The organism is Microbacterium sp. Y547 (assembly GCF_057669785.1).
Genome location: NZ_JBYHFN010000001.1, coordinates 17,147 through 37,783, shown reverse-complemented (window position 1 = coordinate 37,783; position 20,637 = coordinate 17,147). Strand labels below are relative to the sequence as shown.

The following is a 20,637-nucleotide window of genomic DNA, read 5'->3' as shown; positions in this document are numbered from 1 at the left end:
GGCCCTCACTGGTGAGGCGCGACCGCGCGCTGACCGTGGGTCAGTCGCGGGGGACGAGCGGCGCGAGGTAGTCCAGGCGGCCGTCGAGGACGGGCAGGACCATGATCTGACTCTCGGCGCCATCGGTCGAGAACTGCGCGGGCACGTCGGTGCCGGGCAGCATCTCGATGCCGTCGAGCGGGATCGGCTCGAGGTCCTCGGTGCCGAAGCTGAGCGTCTCGCGCGCGGGCACCCGGATCGAGAGGTCGATCGACTCGCCTTCGCCGATCGAGAGGTTGAGGGTCTGCATCTCGTCGGTCGTGTTGATCACGGCGGCGACGAGGTTGCCGAGGTCTCCCTCGTCGTTGGCGACGATGAAGGCGTTGCGCACTTCGAGGGCACCCATCTCGTAGACGTTGACGCCCTCTGCCGCAGCGTAGGTGATCGTCGACGACTGCGGCGTGATGAAGGTGCACCCGGTGGTTCCGAGGACGACGGCGGCGCCTACGGCGAGCGACGCAATGAGGCGCGGTTTCACGGATCCTCCCAGGGTGGATGACGACATCTTTCCCATCCTATGGGGTAGCGGCCTCGCGCGTTGGTGCACCCGGCTCGCGCGGAGTGAAGGGTGGCGAGCGGCGAACCTTATCGTATGTCGGCTGTGATATCCTGGAGGTTGCCGAAAGGACATAACTGCATGCTTTTTGAGGTTGGCGAGACGGTTGTCTACCCGCACCACGGTGCCGCGACGATCATCGAGGTCAAGGAACGCGTCATCAAAGGTGAGGCGAAGAAGTACTTGAAGCTCAACGTCACGCAAGGCGATCTGATCATCGAGGTCCCCGCTGAGAACGTTGATCTCGTGGGAGTGCGCGATGTCATCGGGCAAGAGGGACTCGACCAGGTCTTCGAGGTGCTGCGTGCCCCGTTCACCGAAGAGCCCACGAACTGGTCTCGTCGGTACAAGGCGAACCTCGAGAAGCTCGCTTCGGGTGACGTCATCAAGGTGAGCGAGGTCGTCCGCGACCTGTGGCGCCGCGACCAGGACCGCGGGCTGTCGGCCGGCGAGAAGCGGATGCTGGCCAAGGCCAAGCAGATCCTCGTGTCCGAGCTCGCTCTCGCCGAGAAGACCGACGAAGAGAAGGCCGGCCTCCGGCTCGACGAGGTCCTCGCTTCCTGACATCCCGTCCCGCGATAGCGTGATTGCGTGAACATCACGCCCGTCCCGCGCGTCGCGGTCATCGTTGTCGCCGCCGGCTCCGGCTCACGGCTGGGTGCTCCGGCACCGAAGGCGTTCGTCGGGCTCGACGAGCGCACGATCCTGCGCCACGCGCTCGACCGGGTCGCTCACGTCGATGGTGCGCAGGTCGTCGTCGTGGCCCCCTCCGGCCGCGAAGGCGAAGCGCTCACGGATGCACTCGAGGCGTTCGGCGACGCGCGCGACCTCGTCTCGGTCGTGACCGGCGGCGAGACCCGGCAGGCCTCTGTCGCGGCGGGTCTTGCCGCAGTGTGGCCCGATGTCAGGGTCGTCCTGGTGCACGACGCCGCTCGCGCGCTCACGCCGCCCGCGGTCTTCGCTCGCGTCATCGTGGCGATCGACGACGGCGCCGAGGCCGCGATCCCCGTGCTCCCCGTCGTCGACACGATCAAACGCGTCGAGGGAGACGAGATCGTCGCGCCCGTCGACCGTTCGCAACTCGGGGCGGCGCAGACGCCGCAGGGGTTCCGGCGCGACCTGCTCGATGCCGTCTACCGCACGGCATCCGAGCACTTCACCGACGACGCCGCGCTGTTCGCCGCCGCGGGGCACCGCATCGCCGCCGTCGCGGGCGACGACATCGCCTTCAAGATCACGACGCCCGCCGACCTCGAGCGAGCGCGCGCCCTCGTGGCGCCCGCGCCGTCGACCGAGCACGCCGTCTCGGTGCCGCGCGTCGGCATCGGCACCGACGTGCACGGCTACGGCGGCGAGGGGTCGCTCTGGCTGGCAGGCCTCGAATGGCCGGGGGAGCCCGCGCTGTCGGGGCACTCCGACGGCGACGCCGTGGCGCACGCGATCGTCGACGCCCTGCTGTCGGCCGCGGGGCTCGGTGACATCGGCACGCACTTCGGCACGTCGCATCCCGAATACGCCGGGGCTCACGCCGACGTCTTCCTCGCCCGCACACGCGACCTGCTCGAACAGGCGGGCTGGCGGATCGGCAACGTCTCGGTGCAGGTGCAGGCCAACCGCCCGCGCTTCGCCACCCGGCGCGGCGAGGCCGAGGCGGTCTTGTCGCGCGCGCTCGGCGGCGCACCCGTCTCGGTCGCGGCCACGACGACCGACGGCTTGGGTTTCACGGGTGTCGGTGACGGAGTCGCGGCCTTCGCGGTCGCGCTCGTCGTCGTTCTCTGACCGGCCTCAGCCCTCAACGGCGAACGGACGCACGTCGCGCGGTGCACGTGAGCCCCACGCCAGCAGGGCGAGCCCGACCCCCAGCACCACCAGTCCGGCGATCGCGAGTGCAGAGAGCCGTTCGCCCAGCACGACGATGCCCAGGATGCTGGCCGTCAGCGGCTCGGCGAGAGTGAGGGTCGCCGCGGTCGCGGCCGTGAGCCCGCTCAGCCCCCACGTGAAGAGCGTGTAGGCGACGCCGATCGTGGCGACTCCGAGCCACAGGGCGAGCGCCCAGCCGCCCGCGGTGCCGAGCCACGTCAGGCTCACGAACGGCAGCACGGCCGCGCTCAGGACGGCGCCGCTCGCGCCCATCGAGCCGACGACCGTGAAAGGGTCCCAGCCCTGGTCGAGCAGGCGGCGTTGGGCGTTCGCGATGATGGCGAATGCCGCTGCCGCACCGAGCGAGGCGAGGAGACCGATCGGGTCGGTCCCGCCGACGCTGCGCGCGTCGCCGCCGAAGCCCAGCAGCGCGACGCCGACCGTGGCGACGGCGGTCGCCGTCAGCCACGTCGTGGTGGGGCGGCGGCGGGTAGTCGCCCACTCGATGAGCCCGGCGAGGATGGGCGCCGCGCCGAGGGCGACGACCGTGCCGACCGCCACGCCGTTGCGCTCCATCCCGAGGAAGACGAGCGGCTGGAACACCGTGAGGCACGCACCCGTGAGCACCATGAGCAGCAGCGGGCGCACGCCGACTCGCGGACGTACCGCCCCCGGCTCCCGCCGGGCGTGCCGCTTCGCGAGCGAGAACGCGACGATGGCGAGCACGATGCCGCCGAGCACCATCCGCACCATGCCGACCGAGAGCGCGCTCGCGTCGTCGGGGCCCAGAGCCTTGGCTGTGCCGATTGTTCCGAAGAGGACGGCGGCAGCGAGGACGGCGAGGACATGCACCCTCTAGTTCTATCGTTTCGCGGCACCCCCTCGCCGCGCGGCCCACGGGCGGGGCGAGCGCGGCCGGTAGGCTGGTGCAGTGACGATCCGCCTCTACGACACGCGCGCCCAAGCGCTGCGCGCTTTCGTACCCGAGGACCCGGACAACATCACGATGTACGTCTGCGGGCCGACGGTGCAGTCGGGTCCGCACATCGGCCATCTGCGAGGCGCGCTGAGCTTCGACCTGCTGCGCCGCTGGCTCACGCACCGCTTCGGACGCGTCACGTTCGTGCGCAACGTCACCGACATCGACGACAAGGTGCTCGCCAACGCGACGTCCGACGAGCCGTGGTGGGCATTGGCCTACCGGATGGAGCTCGCCTTCACGAACGCCTATTCGCGGATCGGCATCCTGCCGCCGACGTACGAGCCGCGGGCCACGGCATCCATTCCCCAGATGATCGAGCTCATCGAGCGGCTCATCTCGGCGGGGCACGCCTACGCGTCGACGGATGCCGCAGCGGCAGGCGACGTGTACTTCGATGTGCGCTCGTGGCCGTCGTACGGGGCACTGACGAACCAGTCGCTCGACGCGATGGAGCCGGCGACCGACGCGGATCCGCGTGGCAAGCGCGACCCTCGCGACTTCGCCCTCTGGAAGGGCGCCAAGCCCGGCGAGCCCGCGTCGGCGACGTGGGATTCGCCGTGGGGACCCGGACGCCCCGGCTGGCACATCGAGTGCTCGGCCATGTCGCGGCGGTACCTCGGGCCGTCCTTCGACATTCACGGCGGCGGGCTCGACCTGCGCTTCCCGCACCACGAGAACGAGCTGGCGCAGTCCACCGCGGCGGGCGATGCGTTCGCGCGCTACTGGGTGCACAACGGCCTGGTGACGGTGGGCGACCAGAAGATGTCGAAGTCGATCGGCAACGTCGTACTCGCCGAAGATCTGCTCGCGACGCGCGAGCCGCTCGTCGTGCGCTACGCCCTCGGCGCCGCGCACTACCGCTCGACCCTCAGCATCACCGAGGCATCCTTCGACGAGGCCGAAGCAGCCCTCGCGCGGATCGCCACGTTCATCGGACGCGCTCGCTACTCGCTGTCGGGCGCGCCGGACGAAGCGCGGATCGGTGTCGTCCCCGAGGCGTTCGCCGCCGCCCTGGATGACGACCTCGGAGTGCCGCAGGCGCTCGCCGTGCTGCACGAGACCGTGCGCCGCGGCAACGTGGCGCTCGACGCCGACGACGAGACGGCGGCCTGGACCGCCTTCACGTCCGTCGACGCGATGATCCGCCTGCTCGGGTTCGACGAGCTGGCAGGAAGCGGAACAGACGACCGCGAAGCTGAGGCGCTCGACGCGCTCATGCAGACCATGATCACGCAGCGCGCAGACGCGCGCGCTGCGAAGGACTGGGCGGCAGCCGACCGCATCCGCGACGCGATCGCGGCGGCCGGCATCGCCCTCGAAGACACACAGCAGGGCACGCGCTGGAGCATCGAGCGCGCGCCCGAGAAGGAGAACTGATGGCCAAGCCAGGGCGCCCCGGCGCAAGCAAAGGTGGCAAAGGACCCACGAAGGGAACGGGCGGCAAGAACAAGCGCTCCCTCGAGGGCCGCGGACCGACCCCGAAGGCCGAAGAACGCGCGTGGCATCCCGCGGGCAAGCGCAAGGCGGCGTCCGAGCGTCTGGCCGCAGCGGGCGGCAAGTCCAAGCCGCGCACGACCGACTCGAAGCGCCCGCAGCGGTCGAAGTCGGCAGATGACACCGAGACGGTGACAGGGCGCAACTCGGTGCTCGAGGCGCTCCGGGCCAAGATCCCCGCGACGGCGCTCTACATCGCGCAGCGCGTCGAGATGGATGACCGCGTCAAAGAGATGCTGTCGATCGCGACGCATCGCGATATCCCCGTGCTCGAGGTGATGCGTCCCGAACTGGACCGGATGGCCGGGTTCGACGGCGTGCACCAGGGCGTCGCGCTCAAGGTGCCGCCGTACGAGTACGCGCACCCGCAGGACCTGCTCGAGAACGTCATCGACACGGGCGCGGTGCCGCTGTTCGTCGCGCTGGACGGCATCACCGATCCGCGCAACCTGGGCGCCATCATCCGCTCGACGGCGGCGTTCGGCGGGCAGGGGATCATCCTGCCGCAGCGTCGCTCGGCGAGTGTCAACTCCGCCGCGTGGAAGACGAGTGCCGGCGCCGCCGCGCGCATCCCCGTCGCCCTCGCGCCGAACCTCACCACGACGCTCAAGGACTTCAAGAAGCAGGGCGTCTTCGTGCTGGGCCTCGACGGGGGCGGCGACGTTTCGCTTCCCGCGCTCGAGCTCGCCGACCGTCCCGTCGTGGTCGTCGTCGGCTCCGAGGGCAAGGGACTGTCGCGTCTGGTGACCGAGACGTGCGACCAGATCGTGTCGATCCCGATCTCGGGGGCGACCGAATCGCTCAACGCCGGCATCGCCGCCTCGGTCGCGCTGTACCAGATCGCGACGCTGCGCGCCGCGAGGAAGGACTGATCCGCATGGCTCGCATCGCCGTCATCGGGGGGACCGGCTACGCCGGGAGCCACGTCGTCGCCGAGGCCGTGCGCCGCGGACACACGGTCGTCTCGGTTGCACGCACGATCCCGTCCGACCGCATCGAGGGCGCCACGTACATCGAGGGAACCCTGCTCGACGTGCCGACGCTCATCACCGAGATCCAGGGCGTCGACGTCGTCATCTCGGCCGTCGCGGCCCGCGGCGACATGCTCGGACAGATGCGTCCGGCTCTGGCTCACCTCGTCGCCGATCTTCCCGAGGACGTGCGGGTGGGAGTCGTCGGCGGCGCCGGCGGCAGCCTCATCGCGCCCGGTGGGGAGCGTCTCGTCGACCAGCCCTCGTTCACCGAGGAGTACAAGCCCGAGGCGCTCGAGGCGATCGGTGTGCTCGAAGACCTTCAGACCACGCCCGCGTCGCGCGACTGGTTCTACGTGCATCCCGCCGGCGGATTCGGTGCGTGGGCTCCGGGCGAGCGGACGGGTACGTACCGCGACGGCGGCGACGTCCTCGTGACGGATGCCGCGGGGGAGTCCTACATCTCGGGCCCCGACCTCGGCGTGGCCGTGCTCGACGAGATCGAGAACCCCCGGCACCACCGCGAGCGGTTCACCGTCGGCTACTGACCGCCACTCGATGAGCTATCGGCGACGTCAGGCTAGACCAGGTCGCGCCAGTCGACGGCTTCTTCGTCGGGCGTGATCGGGATCGCGGCGGTGACGACGGGAACCGCCATCGTCTCGGTCGGCGGCCCCATGACGGTCGCTTCGTCGCGGCGGTGACGCAGCACGGTGTCGATGTAACTCGCGAGCACTTCGGCCAGCGGCGTCGACCGATCCTGAGCCTGCGACATGTACCAGCGGTGCTCGAGCACCTGGTGAAAGACCTCGGCCGGCTCGAGCTTGGCGCGCAGGTCCCACGGGATCGCCTTGACGACGGGTTCGAACACCCGGGTGAGCCACTCGTGGGCGACCATCTCCTCGTCGTCGCCCAGCCGTGAGATGCGGGCACGGAACTCATCGAGGTCGTTGAGCAGTCGCCGTGCCTGGTTCTCTTCGACATCGAGCCCGGTCAGTCGCAGCAGACGGCGCTGGTGGTGTCCGGCATCCACGACCTTCGGCTTGATCGACACGCGCGTGCCGTCGGTCGTCGCCTCGATCGACATCTCGCCGATGTCGAAGCCGAGGCCGTTGAGTCTGCGCACGCGCTCGGTGATGCGCCAGGCTTCGTCGGCGCGGAACGTCTCGGCCTCGGTGAGCGCGCTCCACAGCGCGCGGTACGAGCTCACGAGGCCGTCGGCGATCGCGATGGCGTCGACACCCCCTTCGAGGCGGCCGCCGGCTTCGAGATCCATGATCTCGCCGGCGATGTTGGTGCGGGCGACGTCGAGATCGTGTTCGCGCTGTCCCCGTGTCAGCCCGCCCTCATGCAGCTCGCCGGTTTCGGCGTCGACCAGGTAAGCGGCGAACGCCCCCGCGTCGCGGCGGAAGAGCGTGTTCGACAGCGATACGTCGCCCCAGAAGAAGCCGACGTTGTGCAGGCGCACGAGCAGCGCGGCGAGAGCGTCGACGAGGCGCGTGGCGGTGTCGGGGCGCAGGACCTGCGTGAACAGGGCCCGGTACGGCAGCGAGAACCGCAAGTGCGCCGTGACGAGAGCTGCCGGCAGCGGCGTGCCCAAGGCTGCGCCCGCGCGCGTCGCGTCGCCCTGCGCGGAGCTTCGAGGGGCGCGGGTCCGCCGTCCGGCGATGACGGCGACACGCTCGACGCACGGCACATCGAGACGGGCGAGGTTGCCGAGCATGTCGTACTCGCGCCGGGCCATCTCCTCGGTCGTCTCTTTCACCGCGACGACGCGGCCCGACAGGCTCGAGAAGCGCACGAGGTGGCGTGAGAGGCCCTTCGGCAGCGAGACGATCGCGCTCGAAGGCCACTCCGCGAGGGGCGTGGCCCAGGGGAGCTTGAGGAGCGCAGGGTCGACCGCGCTCGCGGTGATTCTGAGGGCGTCGGACACAGATCCTCCAAGAGCACGAAGGCGCGGGGGTCGATGTGACGGTCCCGCGCCTTCGCGATGGAATGTCAGGCTGAGACGGTCACCGTGTCGTTGAGGCGGTCGCCCGTTTCGAGGTCGAACGCGTGCACGTGACCGGGCTTGGCCGCGAGGGTCACCGTCTCGCCGGCGCTCGGGTGGATGCGACCGTCGACGCGAGCGACGATGTCGGTGCGCACACCGGCGATCTCGGAGTGGCCGTAGAGGTAGCCGTCGGCGCCGAGCTCTTCGACGAGGTCGACGACGACGCTGAGGCCGCGGCCGTCGGTGGGGCCGACCTCGATGTCCTCGGGACGCACACCGACCATGACCTGGCTGCCGTGCGCGCGGCCGACGGTGTCGCGGTCCAGCGGCACGACTTCGGTGCCGAACTTCACGCCGCCCTCGGCGAGGTCCGAGGGGAACAGGTTCATCGCGGGCGAGCCGATGAAGCCGGCGACGAAGACGTTGTTCGGGCGCTCGTACAGATCGCGGGGGGTGCCGACCTGCTGAAGCACGCCGTCCTTGAGCACGGCGATGCGGTCGCCCATCGTGAGGGCCTCGGTCTGGTCGTGCGTGACGTAGACGGTCGTGACTCCCAGACGGCGCTGCAGCGAGGCGATCTGTGTGCGGGTCTGCACGCGCAGCTTCGCGTCGAGGTTCGACAGCGGCTCGTCCATGAGGAAGACCTGGGGCTGACGCACGATCGCGCGACCCATCGCGACACGCTGACGCTGACCGCCCGAGAGCGCCTTCGGCTTGCGGGTCAGGTATTCCTCGAGGTCGAGCAGCTTGGCGGCTTCGAGCACGCGGGTCGCGCGCTCCTCTTTGTTGACGCCGGCGATCTTGAGGGCGAAGCCCATGTTCTCGGCGACGGTCATGTGCGGGTAGAGCGCGTAGTTCTGGAAGACCATGGCGATGTCGCGGTCTTTCGGCGGCACGTCGGTCACGTCGCGGTCACCGATCAGGATGCGCCCCGAATTGACCTCTTCGAGGCCCGCGAGCATGCGCAGCGAGGTGGACTTTCCGCAGCCGGACGGACCGACGAGAACCAGGAACTCGCCATCGGCGATCTCGAGGTTGAGATTGTCCACGGCAGGACGAGTGCCGCCGGGGTAGAGGCGGGTGGCGCTGTCGAACGTGACGGATGCCATTGTTTCTTCTCCTTCACCGGCAGGTACGTGCCGGACGATCCGTAGTGATGGATGAGCGGGGGCTTGCCCGCACGCCCCCCATTGGGCGCAGGGCCAGTATGTCACGGGGCACGTCGAGGGCGCTTCTGGTCATTTCCCAGGGTGGCTGGCTAGCATCGTCCTCGGCCCGATCGCCGTGAAGTCTTCCCGTTCTTCGCGTGGCTGGCCCCGCCGTTACGGCCCCGAACGCAGCGCCCCCGAAAGGTCCCATGTCCAGCGACGAGTCTTCGAACGTCCCGAGCGACCGTCGCGATGCGGTGCGCGAAAAGGCGCAGCAGGTGCAGGCGCGACAGGCGCGCACGCGACGCCTGAGGGTCGTCTCGGCCGTGGCATCCGTCGTCGCGATCGTCGCGATCGCCGCCGTCGTCGTCGCGTGGGCCATGGGCTCCGCGGTGTCCAAGCCGCAGCTGAGCCCCGCGAACGTAGCCGACGACGGCTTCGTCGTCACGAGCGTCGCCGGGATCCCGGGCGGTCCCTCGTCGGGCACCCCGACGCCGACCCCCGCTCCGGACGAAGCGGCAGCCGCGGCTGCGGATGCAGCCACGCCCGAGCCGACCGATCAGTCGGTCGTCGACATCCGCGTCTATGTCGACTACCTCTCCGCCGGATCGCGCGAGTTCCAGCTCGCGAACGCTCCGCAGCTTTCCAAGTGGGTCGGCGAGAGTGCGGCCACCCTGACCTATTACCCGGTCGCGATGCTCACGGCCAAGTCGAACGGCACGAAGTACTCGTTGCGCGCCGCGAGCGCCGCGGCCTGTGTGGCCACGCACTCTCCCGACGCGTTCTTCGCCTACAACCACGCGCTGCTCTCGCAGCAGCCCGAACTCGATTCCGACGGGTTCTCCGACGTCGTCCTGGCGGACATCGCCCAGGCGAGCGGTGTCGATTCACCCAAGGTCGTGCGCAACTGCATCGAGGAGCAGTCCTTCGTCTCGTGGGCGAAAGAGGCCACCGAGCGCGCGCTGAGCGGACTGCCCGACACCGATGGCGTGTCCCTCACGGGAACCCCCATGGTGCTCGTCAACGGCGCTCCCTATGTCGGGGCGCTCGATGACCCCAAGGAGTTCGCACAGTTCGTGCTGACGATGGCAAGCCACGCCTACTACGAGGCGACCCCCACGCCGACCCCCACCGCGACGCCGTCCGAGTAGCCCTCGGCATCCCGATAGAATGGGTGACTTCGCCGGCTTGGCGCAATTGGTAGCGCACCTAACTTGTAATTAGGGGGTTGCGGGTTCAAGTCCCGCAGCCGGCTCGTGACGGCTGACTCCCGTGGCGACGAAGGACGCTTGCCCGTCTGGATCGCCCTTCTGGGTGCTGCGATCATCGGCGCCCTGACCGCCGTGCAAGCACGCATCAACGGCGTGCTCGGCGTGCGCCTGGACGACGGCTTCGTCGCCGCCGCCGTGTCGTTCGGCTCCGGCCTGCTTCTGCTCATCGTGCTGTCGGCCGCGCTGCCCGTGGGGCGCCGCGGATTCCGCGCCCTCGCGGCGGGAGTGCGCGAGCGCAGGATCCCGTGGTGGATGCTGGCGGGCGGTGCAGCCGGAGCGCTCACGGTCGCGACGCAGGGCCTCGCGGTCGCCGTCATCGGCGTGGCGCTGTTCACAGTCGGCGTCGTCGCGGGGCAGGCCGTCAACGGGCTCGTGCTCGACCGGCTCGGCTACGGGCCGGCCGGCGTCGTCGCCGTGACCGTTCCGCGGCTTCTCGGGGGAGTGCTCGCGCTCACCGCGGTCGGCGTCTCGCTCGTGGGCGACGCCGTGCGCGGCATCCCGCTGTGGATGCTCGTCATGCCCTTCCTCGCGGGCGTCGGGATCGCGTGGCAGCAGGCGACGAACGGCCGACTGCGGCAGCGCGTGGGCACACCCCTCACCGCGACGCTCGTGAACTTCATCGGCGGAACGCTCATCCTCGTCGTCGCCGCCGCCGTGAGCGGTATCGTCTCGGGGCCGCCGCGCGCCTTCCCGACCGAACCGTGGCTCTACCTCGGCGGTGCGCTCGGGGTCACGTACATCTTCCTGTCGGCGGCGCTCGTCGCCCAGACGGGCGTGCTGCTCCTCGGCCTCGGCACCGTCGTCGGACAGCTCGTGACCTCGGTCGCGCTGGACGCGCTGTGGCCGGCGGCCGAGGGCCCCGGCCCCCTGCAGGTGAGCATCATGGTGGGAATCGCCCTGGCGTCGGTCGTCGTCGCGGTCGCACCGTGGCGACGGCGGCGTCCGCGGCACGAAGAGGGCTAGGACTTCTTCTTGCCCGCCGGCATCGGCGAGACGAAGGCTCGCGCGTCGATCTCGCGGCGGGGGCCCGCCTTCGCCGAGGGCTTGCCGCCGACGTACAGCCAGCCGAGCAGCTCTTCGCGCTTGCCGAGACCGTGCGCTTTCGCGACGGCCTTCGACCGGGTCAGCGGGCCGGTCCGCCATATGACACCCCAGCCCGCGTCGTCCAGAAGCAGGCTGAGCATGTGCGCGACGCCGGAGGCGACGGCCTCCTGCTCCCAGCGGGGCACCTTGTCGCTCTTGCGATAGCTCGCCACGACCGCGATGAGCAGCGGCGCCCGCAGCGGCTTCTGCGACGGCTCGGAGTCACCGGCAGCCTTCGCCAGGGCGGCACCCAGGCGCTCGCGGTCGGCTCCGCGCAGTTCGATCAGTCGCCACGGGCGCAGCGAGGAATGGTCGGCGACGCGCGCCGCCGCAGACACGAGCGTCAGCAGCTCTTCGTGCGTCGGAGCCTCATCGGTGACCTTCGACCACGAGCGCCGCGCGCGGACGGCATCGAGGGTCGGGCTCACGCTCCCGGAGACACCGCTCGGCGATGTGTCGTCGGCGGGGGGAGAAGCTGGGGCGGCCGTCACGCCTCGCCCTCGGGTGCGAACGAGAGCGACAGCGAGTTCATGCAGTAGCGATCGCCCGTGGGCGTGCCGAAGCCGTCGGGGAACACATGGCCCAGGTGCGAGCCGCACGCGGCACATCGCACTTCGGTGCGCACCATGCCGTGGCTGGTGTCTTCGATCAGCTCGACCGCCTCGGGGCGGACCGATTCGTAGAAGCTCGGCCACCCGCAGTGCGAATCGAACTTCGTGCCGCTGCGGAACAGCTCGGCCCCGCACGCGGCGCACGCGTACAGTCCCGCGCGGCTCTCGTCGAGCAGTTCGCCCGTCCACGCCCGCTCGGTGCCCGCCTGGCGCAGCACCGCGTACTGCTCGGGCGTCAGCTCTTCGCGCCACTGCTCGTCGGTCTTGTTGATCTCGTACGTCATGTGGGTTCTCCTCGATGCTCTTGAACATTCAACCCCAGAGGGCACGCGCCTGTTCCGACAAGACGGGCCGAGTCGCCGCGAGAATGAGGTCATGCATCCGGATGCCGCCGCCACCGTCGACCGTTACGCGCGGTTCGCCGCGGCCGAGGCTCGGGGTCGGTCGGCCCTGTACGAGGACTGGGCCGCCGGAGTGGCGCGCGACCCGGGCACGGCGGCGATCCTCGCGCGGATCCCCGCGACCCGTCGTCAGCCGCCGCTCGTGTTCGCCGTCACACGGATGCTCGGCGCACCCGAGCGGTCGTTCCCGGAGTGGGCGGCGTGGGTCGCCGACCATGCCGACGAGGTCGTGGCCGAGGCATCCGGTCGCAGCCTGCAGACCAACGAGCCGCTGCGCTGTGCCGCGCTGCTGCCCGCGCTCAGCATGATCGACGGCCCGATCGCGCTCGTCGAGGTGGGCGCGAGCGCGGGGCTGTGCCTCTACCCAGACCACTACTCGTACCGGTACGACGGGGGTCCGGATCTCGACCCGGCGACGGGGAAGTCGCCCGTCGTGCTCGCCTCGGCGGTGAGCGGTGAACCGCCGCTGCGGCTGCCTGAGATCGTGTGGCGTGCCGGCATCGACCTCGAGCCGAGGGATGCCGCAGACCCGGCCGACCGCCGGTTCCTCGCCGCCCTGGTCTGGCCGGGTGAGCACGGCCGGGCCGAGCGGATCACGGCGGCGCTGGACATCGTCGCGGCCGATCCGCCGCTGCTCGTGCACGGCGATGCGACCGAGCCCGGTGTGCTCGAGGCGCTCGTGGCGCAGGCGCCGGCGGGAGCCCGCGTCGTCGTCACGACGCCCGGGGTGCTGCCGCACATTCCCCGTCGGGGCCGCGAGCGGCTCATCGAGACGATCCGCGGGCTTGACGCCTCGTGGGTCACGATCGACCCACCGGGTCTGCATGAGGCGTGGCATCCGCCGATCGATCCCGCGACGTGGAACGGGTTCGTGCTCGGCCTCGACGGGGTGGCACTGGCGGCAGTCGACCCACTCGGGCAGAGCGTGGAGTGGCGCGCGGGCGTGACGGGGTTCGCGCGTTAGCGTGAGGGCGTGCCCCTCAGTGACCGCGATCGCGCCATCCTCACTTTCGAGGCGGAGTGGCGTCGGCACGCGGGCGCCAAAGAAGAGGCGATCCGTGCCGATCTCGGTCTCTCGCCCGCACGGTACTACCAGCTGCTCGGCCGCCTGCTCGGCACGGCCGAGGCGCAGGCCCACGATCCGATGCTCGTGAAGCGGCTGAGGCGTCTGCGCGACGCGCGTGAGCAGGCGAGGCTTCAGCGCGCGGACGGGTAGTCTCGGGGAGTGCCGAAATCGACCTTCCCGCGGGATCGCTTCGATGAGATCCCGGCAGAAGTGGGCCGAGTAGGCGCCCATCGCGCCGAGAACCCCCGCATGCGCGGCTGGGTCGTGCTGCTGTGGGCGACGCTCGCGACGATCGTGCTCATCACCGTCGGGATCTTCGGCACGCTTCTGGCATCCGGCCGCGTCGAACTCTTTCCCGCACCGGCGCCGACACCCGAGCCGACCGTGCAGGTCGAACCCGTCATCGACACGACGTACACCGTCAACGTGCTCAACGCGACGCCCGAAGAGGGCCTCGCGACCCAGCTGAAAGACGTCGTGGTCGCCGCGGGCTGGCCCGCCGACAACGTCCTGGCCAGCGGCGCCGGCAGTGACGACTTCGCCGTGACGACCGTCTTCTATCTCGACGCCGCCGACGAAGCAGCCGCGCTGGGCCTGGCAGACGTCATCGGCGGGGCCGAGATCGAGCAGAGCGAGGCGTATCAGCTCGGCGACCCTGACACCCGCCAGCTCACGATCGTCGTCGGTCTCGACCGCACGTCGACCCCTCCTGAGCCCGCGCCGACCGACTGACGGGCATGCGGCTTGCACTCGCATAGGTCGAGTGCCAGAATGAGCGTTAGCACTCCGTACGTTTGAGTGCTAATTCCGCAAGCCCACGTCCGGGAGGGACGAGACACACATGGCAAAGATCATCGCTTTCGACGAAGAGGCCCGTCGTGGCCTCGAGCGCGGCCTCAACACGCTGGCTGACGCCGTCAAGGTGACGCTCGGCCCGCGCGGTCGCAACGTCGTACTCGAGAAGAAGTGGGGCGCTCCCACGATCACGAACGACGGCGTCTCGATCGCCAAGGAGATCGAGCTCGACGACCCGTACGAGAAGATCGGCGCAGAGCTGGTCAAGGAGGTCGCGAAGAAGACCGACGACGTCGCCGGTGACGGCACGACGACGGCTACCGTCCTCGCTCAGGCACTCGTGCGTGAGGGCCTGCGCAACGTCGCAGCCGGCGCCGACCCCATCAGCCTCAAGAAGGGCATCGAGAAGGCCGTCGCGGCCATCTCCGACGAACTGCTCGCTTCGGCCAAGGAGGTCGAGACGAAGGAGGAGATCGCTGCCACCGCATCGATCTCGGCTGCTGACGAAGAAATCGGCGCACTGATCGCCGAGGCCATCGACAAGGTCGGCAAGGAAGGCGTCGTCACGGTCGAGGAGTCGCAGACCTTCGGCACCGAGCTCGAGCTCACCGAGGGCATGCGCTTCGACAAGGGCTACATCAACCCCTACTTCGTCACGGACCCCGACCGCCAGGAGGCGGTCTTCGAGGACCCGTACATCCTCATCGCGAACCAGAAGATCTCGAACATCAAGGATCTTCTCCCCATCGTCGACAAGGTGATCCAGGACGGCAAGGAGCTCGTCATCATCGCCGAGGACGTCGAGGGTGAAGCTCTCGCGACGCTCGTTCTCAACAAGATCCGCGGCATCTTCAAGTCGGTCGCCGTCAAGGCTCCCGGCTTCGGTGACCGCCGCAAGGCCCAGCTGCAGGACATCGCGATCCTCACGGGTGGACAGGTCATCACGGAAGAGGTCGGCCTCAAGCTCGAGAACGCGACGCTGGACCTGCTCGGCCGTGCCCGCAAGGTCATCGTCACGAAGGACGAGACGACGATCATCGAGGGTGTCGGCGACGCCGAGCAGATCGAAGGTCGCGTGACCCAGATCCGTCGCGAGATCGAGAACACCGACAGCGACTACGACCGCGAGAAGCTCCAGGAGCGTCTCGCCAAGCTCGCCGGCGGCGTTGCCGTCATCAAGGCGGGTGCAGCGACCGAGGTCGAGCTGAAGGAGCGCAAGCACCGCATCGAAGACGCCGTTCGCAACGCGAAGGCCGCCGTCGAAGAGGGCATCGTCGCCGGTGGTGGCGTCGCGCTCATCCAGGCCGGCAGGAAGGTCCTCGCGGGCCTGCAGCTCTCGGGTGACGAGGCGACCGGTGCGAACATCGTTCGCGTCGCGATCGAGGCGCCGCTCAAGCAGATCGCGCTGAACGCCGGTCTCGAGCCCGGTGTCGTCGCGAACAAGGTGTCCGAGCTTCCCCCGGGTCACGGCCTCAACGCCGCGACCGGCGAGTACGGCGACATGTTCGCACAGGGCATCATCGACCCGGCCAAGGTCACGCGCTCGGCGCTGCAGAACGCTGCGTCGATCGCTGGACTGTTCCTGACCACCGAGGTCGTCGTCGCCGACAAGCCCGAGAAGGCTTCGGCGATGCCCGCCGACCCGACGGGTGGCATGGACTTCTGATCCCTCGGATCAGGATCGCAGCTCGATAGCTCATAGCGAAGGGCCTCTCCCCTGGGAGAGGCCCTTCGTCGTTCCCTCAGCGGAACAGGCTCATCGAGGCCTGTTCCGCATCGGCGTACTGGCGGCCCGCCGTCGCGAGGGCGGCGTTGAGGGCGGTGAGGGAGTCTTCGACGGTGCGCTGCGTCGCGCGCCACTGCTCGACGCTGGAGTGGAACGCGGCCGATGCCGCGCCCGTCCATGACCCCTGCAACTGGGTCAGCTGGCCCATGAGCGCGGCGACCTCGGCCTGCAGCCGGTCGATCGTGCCGCGTACGGCGGTCGTGGACGAGAGGACGGCGTCGCTGTCGACGGAGAAGACGGCCATGGGACCACCCTTCGGGACGGGGCGGCCCGATACCGCCCGCTCTGCCGCAACGCTAGGCGGCGGGTCCGCCGCCCCCTGGGCCTCGGGCGCGGAACCGTGAAAGAAGGGCCAGCGGGCCCGGATGGGGAGGAACCGTCAGCTATCGGTGTCGTCGGTGATGCTCTGCGGCATGCGGGGGATCGGCTGCGTTTCGAGGTGCAGATGCTCGGCGGCATCCCGCCCCTCGGCCAGGGGAAGCGAGACCCGGAACGTCGCGCCGCCGCCGGGGGTGTCGACGACCCCGACCGAGCCGTGCAGCGCCTCGACGATCGATGCGACGATCGACAGACCGAGGCCCGATCCGCCGGTCTCACGCGTGCGCGACGTGTCCGCTCGCCAGAAACGCTGGAAGATCTTGTCCTTGATCTGGTCGGGCACGCCTTCGCCGTGGTCGATGATCTCGACCCACCCCGTGGATGCGGCGGGGTCCACGCCGACCCGCAGTTCGATGGGGGAGTCCTCGGTCGTGAAGCGCCGGGCGTTGCCGAGCAGGTTCGTCACGACCTGCCGCACGCGGTTCTCATCGCCCATCACGATCGGCTCGGGATCAGCGCGGGTGCGGGTCGGCTGCGCGGCGACGGGGGCCGTGTCCGCCGGCGGTTCGCCGGGTGCCGACTTCGGCTTTCGCCGGAGCAGCGCGGCGATCGTCGAGGTCGGGGGGCGTTTGCGCTCGCTCTCGGCAGAGTCCTCGCGCGTCGTCACGAGCGGGCGCGGGGGCTCGTGGGCGGTCGTGTCGATCACCGTGACCCGGCGGCCCGGGGCCGTTGCGCGCAGGTCGAGGGCCGCATCTCGGGCGATCGGTCGGAGGTCGACGGGCTTGATCACGACGTCGCGCCGCTCGTCGAGGCGGGCGAGGGCCAGCAGATCCTCGACGAGCAGACCCATGCGCTTGGCCTCGCTCTCGATGCGGTTCATCGACTGAGCGATGTCCTCTTCGCTGCGGATCGCGCCCATCCGGTACAGCTCGGCGTAGCCGCGCACCGTCACGAGCGGCGTGCGCAGCTCGTGGCTCGCGTCGCCGATGAAGCGCCGCATCTGCCGTACGGTCGCGTCGCGCTGGGTGATCGCGGTGTCGACGCGGCCGAGCATCGCGTTGATGGCAGTCTTGAGCCGGCCGACCTCGGTGGTCGTCGGCTCGATATCGGTCATACGCTGACCGAAGTCGCCGGCGGCGATCGCCATGGCGGTGGACTCGACCTGCCCGAGACTTCGGAACGCGAACGTCACGAGCAACCGCGTCGCGAACGCGCCCAGCACGAGCACGATGAGGGCGAGGATCGAGTAGATGCTGAGGAAGGTCGTGACGACCTGGTTGACGGGCGCCGTCGAGGCGGCGACGAGCTGCGGCACGAGCAGGCCCCCGGGCAGCTCGAGCGGTGCCACGCTCGCGCGGAACGTCGTCCGCGTCTCCTCATCGGTCAGGTCGAACGCCGTCGTGCCGTCGGCGTGGGCCTCAGGGAGCGAGTACGACGCAGGAAAGTCGGGCGCCGGATCGGTGCCGCCGGCCGAGACGATGAAGTCGCCCGACGCCTGATAGAGCGCGACGTGGTAGTCCGTGCGCGGGACGTCGTCCTTCTCGGTGGCGAAGACCATCCCGTCGGCCATCTGGATGTCGAACAGGCCCGTACCGATCTCGGTCGCCGCGACCTGCTGCACGGTGCTGTCGAGGTTGGCGATGAGCGCATTGCGCAGGAACACCGTCGCGCCCGTGCCCGTCGCGGTGAGCCCGAGGGCGAGCACCGTGACGGTCACACCGGTCACCTTGGCGCGCAGGCTCGTGCCGCGCCACCACCGGGTGACCGCGTCGGTCTGATGCGCCAAGCGGGTCCCCTCGAATCGGTCGTCGGTCAGGCGGGCTTGCCGGCCTTCAGCATGTAGCCGAAGCCGCGCTTGGTCTGGATGAGCGGCTCAGACGAGTGCGGATCGATCTTGCGACGCAGGTACGAGATGTAGCTCTCGACGATGCCCGCATCGCCGTTGAAGTCGTACTCCCACACGTGATCGAGGATCTGCGCCTTCGACAGCACGCGGTTGGGGTTGAGCATGAGGTAGCGCAGCAGCTTGAACTCGGTCGGGCTGAGGTCGATCGACACGTCGCCGACCTGCACGTCGTGCGTGTCCTGGTCCATCGTGAGCTCGCCGGCGCGGATGACCGACTCCTCGTCGGCCTGCATCGTGCGGCGCAGGATCGCCTGGATGCGCGCGACGATCTCGTCGAGGCTGAACGGCTTGGTGACGTAGTCGTCGCCCCCGGCGTTGAGACCGGCGATCTTGTCTTCGGTCTCGTCCTTCGCCGTGAGGAACAGGATCGGCGCCGTGTACCCCGCGCCCCGCAGGCGCTTGGTGACACTGAACCCGTTCATGTCGGGCAGCATGACGTCGAGGATGATCAGGTCGGGCTCCTCTTCCAGCACAGCCGAGATGGTCTGTGCTCCGTTCGAGACAGCCTTCACCTGATATCCGGCGAAGCGGAGGCTCGTGATGAGCAGGTCGCGGATGTTCGGTTCGTCGTCCACAACGAGGATGCGCGGTGCGGTCATAGGCCAATACTGGCACCGGAACCGATGCGGATGCTGAAAATCGGCGTGCGATCCGCTTTCTGGATGCATCCGGCGGACCTGCAGTCGTTACGCGGCGATGCCGTCGGCATCCAGGATCGTGTACGTGTAGCCCTGTTCGGCGAGGAAGCGCTGGCGATTCTGGGCGAAGTCCTGGTCGACGGTGTCGCGGGCGATGAGTGTATAGAAGCTCGCCGTGTTCGCGGACTTCTTGGGACGCAGCAAGCGCCCGAGGCGCTGGGCCTCTTCTTGACGCGAGCCGAACGATCCCGACACCTGGATCGCGACGGATGCCTCGGGAAGGTCGATCGAGAAGTTCGCGACCTTCGACACGACGAGCACGTCGATCTCGCCTTCGCGAAACGCCTGATAGAGCTCTTCGCGCTCGTCGACCGGCGTCGCACCGGTGATCTGCGGCGCGCCGAGGGCTTCGGAGATCACGTCGATCTGGTCGAGGTACTGCCCGATCACGAGGATGCGCTCGCCCTTGTGGCGCTCGACGAGGCGGCGCACGACGTCGATCTTCGCGGGGGCGGTGGCCGCCAGGCGATAGCGCTCGTCGTCGGCTGCCGCGGCGTATTCGAGGCGTTCGTAGGCGGGAAGATCGACGCGCACTTCGTAGCAGATGGCGGGCGAGATGAAGCCCTGGGCCTCGATCTCCTTCCACGGTGCGTCGAAGCGCTTGGGGCCGATGAGGCTGAAGACATCGCCCTCGCGGCCGTCTTCGCGCACGAGGGTGGCGGTGAGGCCGAGGCGGCGGCGGGCCTGCAGGTCGGCGGTCAGCTTGAACACCGGTGCGGGCAGCAGGTGCACCTCGTCGTAGACGATGAGTCCCCAATCGAGGGCATCGAGCAGAGCGAGGTGCGCGTACTCGCCCTTCCGCTTCGCCGTGAGGATCTGGTAGGTCGCGATCGTGACGGGCTTGACCTCTTTGACCTGGCCCGAGTACTCGCCGATCTCCTCGGGGGTGAGCGACGTGCGCTTGATCAGCTCGTCGCGCCACTGGCGGGCGCTCACGGTGTTCGTCACGAGAATGAGCGTCGTCGTCTTCGTGTCGGCCATCGCCGCGGCTCCGACGAGCGTCTTGCCGGCGCCGCAGGGGAGCACGACGACGCCCGAGCCGCCCTCGGTGAAGATGTCGACGGCCTTGCGCTGGTAGGGGCGCAGCTTCCAGTCCGCTTCCTCGAGCTCGATCGGATGCGGCGTGCCCGGCGTGTAGCCGGCGAGGTCTTCGGCGGGCCAGCCGATCCTGAGCAGCTCCTGCTTGATGTGCCCGCGCGCCCACGCATCCACGAGGAACGTGTCGGGGGACGGGCGGCCGATGAGCAGCGGCTGGATGCGCTTGTTCTTGGATACCTCGGCCAGCACGGCGGCATCCGTCGACTTGAGCACGAGGTCGCCCTCGTCGGTGCGGTCGATGACGAGGCGCCCGTAGCGGTTCACCGTCTCGCGGATGTCGATCGACACCGACGGCGGCACGGGGAAGCGCGACCACCGGTCGAGGGTCGCCAGCATGTCTTCGGCGTCGTGGCCCGCGGCGCGCGCGTTCCACAGTCCGAGGCGCGTGACGCGGTACGTGTGGATGTGCTCGGGGGCGCGCTCGAGCTCGGCGAAGATCGCGAGCTCGTGGCGGGCGTTCTCAGCGTCGGGATGGGCTACTTCGAGCAGCACCGTCCGGTCGCTCTGCACGATAAGTGGGCCGTCAGACATAGCCGTCCAGTCTAGCGTTGCCCCGGGGTG

21 protein-coding genes and 1 tRNA gene are annotated in these 20,637 nt (G+C 69.5%); 12 read left to right on the top strand and 10 right to left on the bottom strand.

All coding sequences use genetic code 11. The annotated features are described in order from the left end of the window. Positions 1-40 precede the first annotated feature (40 nt). Positions 41-544 carry a DNA modification methylase gene (locus AC25Y0_RS00200; protein ID WP_488122354.1) on the bottom strand — a complete coding sequence of 168 codons (504 nt, stop codon included), beginning with the start codon at positions 542-544 and terminating at the stop codon, positions 41-43. Positions 545-676: 132 nt separating this feature from the next. Here AC25Y0_RS00200 and AC25Y0_RS00195 point away from each other — a divergent pair, with 132 nt between their 5' ends. Together AC25Y0_RS00195 and ispD are read left to right on the top strand one after the other, a co-directional pair. Continuing rightward, positions 677-1,159: a CarD family transcriptional regulator gene (locus tag AC25Y0_RS00195; RefSeq protein ID WP_488122353.1), complete on the top strand. Its 483-nt coding sequence runs from the start codon at positions 677-679 to the stop codon at positions 1,157-1,159. 27 nt (positions 1,160-1,186) lie between these two features. Then, positions 1,187-2,374 (top strand): 2-C-methyl-D-erythritol 4-phosphate cytidylyltransferase, encoded by a 1,188-nt coding sequence (gene ispD / locus AC25Y0_RS00190; protein ID WP_488122352.1) that lies wholly within the window; start codon positions 1,187-1,189, stop codon positions 2,372-2,374. 6 nt (positions 2,375-2,380) lie between these two features. On the opposite strand, the gene AC25Y0_RS00185 is transcribed toward ispD, so the two are convergent. Next, a complete protein-coding gene (locus AC25Y0_RS00185; RefSeq protein WP_488122351.1) occupies positions 2,381-3,307 on the bottom strand; it encodes a DMT family transporter in 927 nt (308 codons plus the stop codon). Between the two features lie 79 nt (positions 3,308-3,386). Here AC25Y0_RS00185 and cysS point away from each other — a divergent pair, with 79 nt between their 5' ends. Genes cysS through AC25Y0_RS00170 form a run of 3 tightly spaced genes read left to right on the top strand, consistent with a single transcriptional unit; the run spans position 3,387 to position 6,450 of the window. Then, on the top strand, positions 3,387-4,814 hold the full coding sequence (gene cysS / locus AC25Y0_RS00180; protein WP_488122350.1) for a cysteine--tRNA ligase: 1,428 nt from the start codon (positions 3,387-3,389) through the stop codon (positions 4,812-4,814). Beyond that, a complete protein-coding gene (rlmB, locus tag AC25Y0_RS00175; protein ID WP_488122349.1) occupies positions 4,814-5,803 on the top strand; it encodes a 23S rRNA (guanosine(2251)-2'-O)-methyltransferase RlmB in 990 nt (329 codons plus the stop codon). Before cysS ends, rlmB begins: the two co-directional genes overlap by 1 nt. Before the next feature lie 5 nt (positions 5,804-5,808). Then, complete coding sequence (locus AC25Y0_RS00170) at positions 5,809-6,450, top strand: NAD(P)-dependent oxidoreductase (RefSeq protein ID WP_488122348.1); 642 nt, start codon at positions 5,809-5,811, stop codon at positions 6,448-6,450. A gap of 32 nt (positions 6,451-6,482) precedes the next feature. Here the strand turns inward: AC25Y0_RS00170 and AC25Y0_RS00165 are convergent, their stop codons facing one another. Together AC25Y0_RS00165 and AC25Y0_RS00160 are read right to left on the bottom strand one after the other, a co-directional pair. Next, a complete protein-coding gene (locus AC25Y0_RS00165; protein WP_488122347.1) occupies positions 6,483-7,835 on the bottom strand; it encodes a DUF4032 domain-containing protein in 1,353 nt (450 codons plus the stop codon). A 65-nt stretch (positions 7,836-7,900) separates the two neighbouring features. Next, positions 7,901-9,004, bottom strand: coding sequence for an ABC transporter ATP-binding protein (locus AC25Y0_RS00160; RefSeq protein ID WP_488122346.1), 1,104 nt, complete (start codon positions 9,002-9,004; stop codon positions 7,901-7,903). 248 nt (positions 9,005-9,252) lie between these two features. Between AC25Y0_RS00160 and AC25Y0_RS00155 the strand changes: the two genes are divergently transcribed. The 3 genes from AC25Y0_RS00155 (at position 9,253) to AC25Y0_RS00145 (ending at position 11,277) form a co-directional block, all read left to right on the top strand. Next, complete coding sequence (locus AC25Y0_RS00155) at positions 9,253-10,194, top strand: DsbA family protein (RefSeq protein ID WP_488134010.1); 942 nt, start codon at positions 9,253-9,255, stop codon at positions 10,192-10,194. Positions 10,195-10,225: 31 nt separating this feature from the next. Then, positions 10,226-10,298: transfer RNA gene (locus AC25Y0_RS00150), tRNA-Thr, on the top strand. A 1-nt stretch (position 10,299) separates the two neighbouring features. Continuing rightward, positions 10,300-11,277 (top strand): DMT family transporter, encoded by a 978-nt coding sequence (locus tag AC25Y0_RS00145; protein ID WP_488134009.1) that lies wholly within the window; start codon positions 10,300-10,302, stop codon positions 11,275-11,277. Here AC25Y0_RS00145 and AC25Y0_RS00140 read toward each other — a convergent pair. Both AC25Y0_RS00140 and msrB read right to left on the bottom strand, forming a co-directional pair. Further along, positions 11,274-11,825, bottom strand: coding sequence for a nitroreductase family protein (locus AC25Y0_RS00140; RefSeq protein ID WP_488122863.1), 552 nt, complete (start codon positions 11,823-11,825; stop codon positions 11,274-11,276). The two genes, AC25Y0_RS00145 and AC25Y0_RS00140, sit on opposite strands and share 4 nt — an antisense overlap. A 59-nt stretch (positions 11,826-11,884) precedes the next feature. Then, the gene (msrB, locus tag AC25Y0_RS00135; RefSeq protein WP_488122343.1) at positions 11,885-12,292 is read right to left on the bottom strand and encodes a peptide-methionine (R)-S-oxide reductase MsrB; all 408 of its coding nucleotides are present in this window, start codon (positions 12,290-12,292) and stop codon (positions 11,885-11,887) included. A gap of 91 nt (positions 12,293-12,383) precedes the next feature. Between msrB and AC25Y0_RS00130 the strand changes: the two genes are divergently transcribed. The 4 genes from AC25Y0_RS00130 (at position 12,384) to groL (ending at position 15,936) form a co-directional block, all read left to right on the top strand. After that, complete coding sequence (locus AC25Y0_RS00130; protein ID WP_488134008.1) at positions 12,384-13,373, top strand: DUF2332 domain-containing protein; 990 nt, start codon at positions 12,384-12,386, stop codon at positions 13,371-13,373. 9 nt (positions 13,374-13,382) lie between these two features. Then, positions 13,383-13,625: a DUF3263 domain-containing protein gene (locus tag AC25Y0_RS00125; protein WP_488134007.1), complete on the top strand. Its 243-nt coding sequence runs from the start codon at positions 13,383-13,385 to the stop codon at positions 13,623-13,625. A 9-nt stretch (positions 13,626-13,634) separates the two neighbouring features. After that, on the top strand, positions 13,635-14,207 hold the full coding sequence (locus tag AC25Y0_RS00120) for a LytR C-terminal domain-containing protein (protein WP_488122340.1): 573 nt from the start codon (positions 13,635-13,637) through the stop codon (positions 14,205-14,207). 109 nt (positions 14,208-14,316) lie between these two features. Next, positions 14,317-15,936: a chaperonin GroEL gene (gene groL / locus AC25Y0_RS00115; protein WP_488122339.1), complete on the top strand. Its 1,620-nt coding sequence runs from the start codon at positions 14,317-14,319 to the stop codon at positions 15,934-15,936. Positions 15,937-16,012: 76 nt separating this feature from the next. Here groL and AC25Y0_RS00110 read toward each other — a convergent pair whose 3' ends face one another. The 4 genes from AC25Y0_RS00110 to AC25Y0_RS00095 all read right to left on the bottom strand — a co-directional run bounded on the left by AC25Y0_RS00110 (position 16,013) and on the right by AC25Y0_RS00095 (position 20,607). Next, complete coding sequence (locus AC25Y0_RS00110) at positions 16,013-16,300, bottom strand: WXG100 family type VII secretion target (protein WP_488122338.1); 288 nt, start codon at positions 16,298-16,300, stop codon at positions 16,013-16,015. A gap of 135 nt (positions 16,301-16,435) precedes the next feature. After that, positions 16,436-18,160, bottom strand: a complete 1,725-nt coding sequence (locus tag AC25Y0_RS00105; RefSeq protein ID WP_488122337.1) for a sensor histidine kinase — start codon at positions 18,158-18,160, stop codon at positions 16,436-16,438. Between the two features lie 26 nt (positions 18,161-18,186). Next, positions 18,187-18,879, bottom strand: a complete 693-nt coding sequence (locus tag AC25Y0_RS00100) for a response regulator transcription factor (protein WP_488122336.1) — start codon at positions 18,877-18,879, stop codon at positions 18,187-18,189. Between the two features lie 87 nt (positions 18,880-18,966). Next, positions 18,967-20,607 carry a DNA repair helicase XPB gene (locus tag AC25Y0_RS00095; RefSeq protein ID WP_488134006.1) on the bottom strand — a complete coding sequence of 547 codons (1,641 nt, stop codon included), beginning with the start codon at positions 20,605-20,607 and terminating at the stop codon, positions 18,967-18,969. Positions 20,608-20,637: the final 30 nt, after the last annotated feature.

Excerpts from the sequence above, each read along its gene's own strand:
- AC25Y0_RS00195 (WP_488122353.1), top strand. The coding sequence starts at position 677 with ATGCTTTTTGAGGTTGGCGAGACGGTTGTCTACCCGCACCACGGTGCC.
- groL (WP_488122339.1), top strand. The coding sequence starts at position 14,317 with ATGGCAAAGATCATCGCTTTCGACGAAGAGGCCCGTCGTGGCCTCGAG.
- AC25Y0_RS00100 (WP_488122336.1), bottom strand. The coding sequence starts at position 18,879 with ATGACCGCACCGCGCATCCTCGTTGTGGACGACGAACCGAACATCCGC.
- AC25Y0_RS00155 (WP_488134010.1), top strand. The coding sequence starts at position 9,253 with ATGTCCAGCGACGAGTCTTCGAACGTCCCGAGCGACCGTCGCGATGCG.
- AC25Y0_RS00160 (WP_488122346.1), bottom strand. The coding sequence starts at position 9,004 with ATGGCATCCGTCACGTTCGACAGCGCCACCCGCCTCTACCCCGGCGGC.
- AC25Y0_RS00200 (WP_488122354.1), bottom strand. The coding sequence starts at position 544 with ATGTCGTCATCCACCCTGGGAGGATCCGTGAAACCGCGCCTCATTGCG.
- AC25Y0_RS00095 (WP_488134006.1), bottom strand. The coding sequence starts at position 20,607 with ATGTCTGACGGCCCACTTATCGTGCAGAGCGACCGGACGGTGCTGCTC.
- AC25Y0_RS00170 (WP_488122348.1), top strand. The coding sequence starts at position 5,809 with ATGGCTCGCATCGCCGTCATCGGGGGGACCGGCTACGCCGGGAGCCAC.
- AC25Y0_RS00110 (WP_488122338.1), bottom strand. The coding sequence starts at position 16,300 with ATGGCCGTCTTCTCCGTCGACAGCGACGCCGTCCTCTCGTCCACGACC.
- msrB (WP_488122343.1), bottom strand. The coding sequence starts at position 12,292 with ATGACGTACGAGATCAACAAGACCGACGAGCAGTGGCGCGAAGAGCTG.
- rlmB (WP_488122349.1), top strand. The coding sequence starts at position 4,814 with ATGGCCAAGCCAGGGCGCCCCGGCGCAAGCAAAGGTGGCAAAGGACCC.
- AC25Y0_RS00130 (WP_488134008.1), top strand. The coding sequence starts at position 12,384 with ATGCATCCGGATGCCGCCGCCACCGTCGACCGTTACGCGCGGTTCGCC.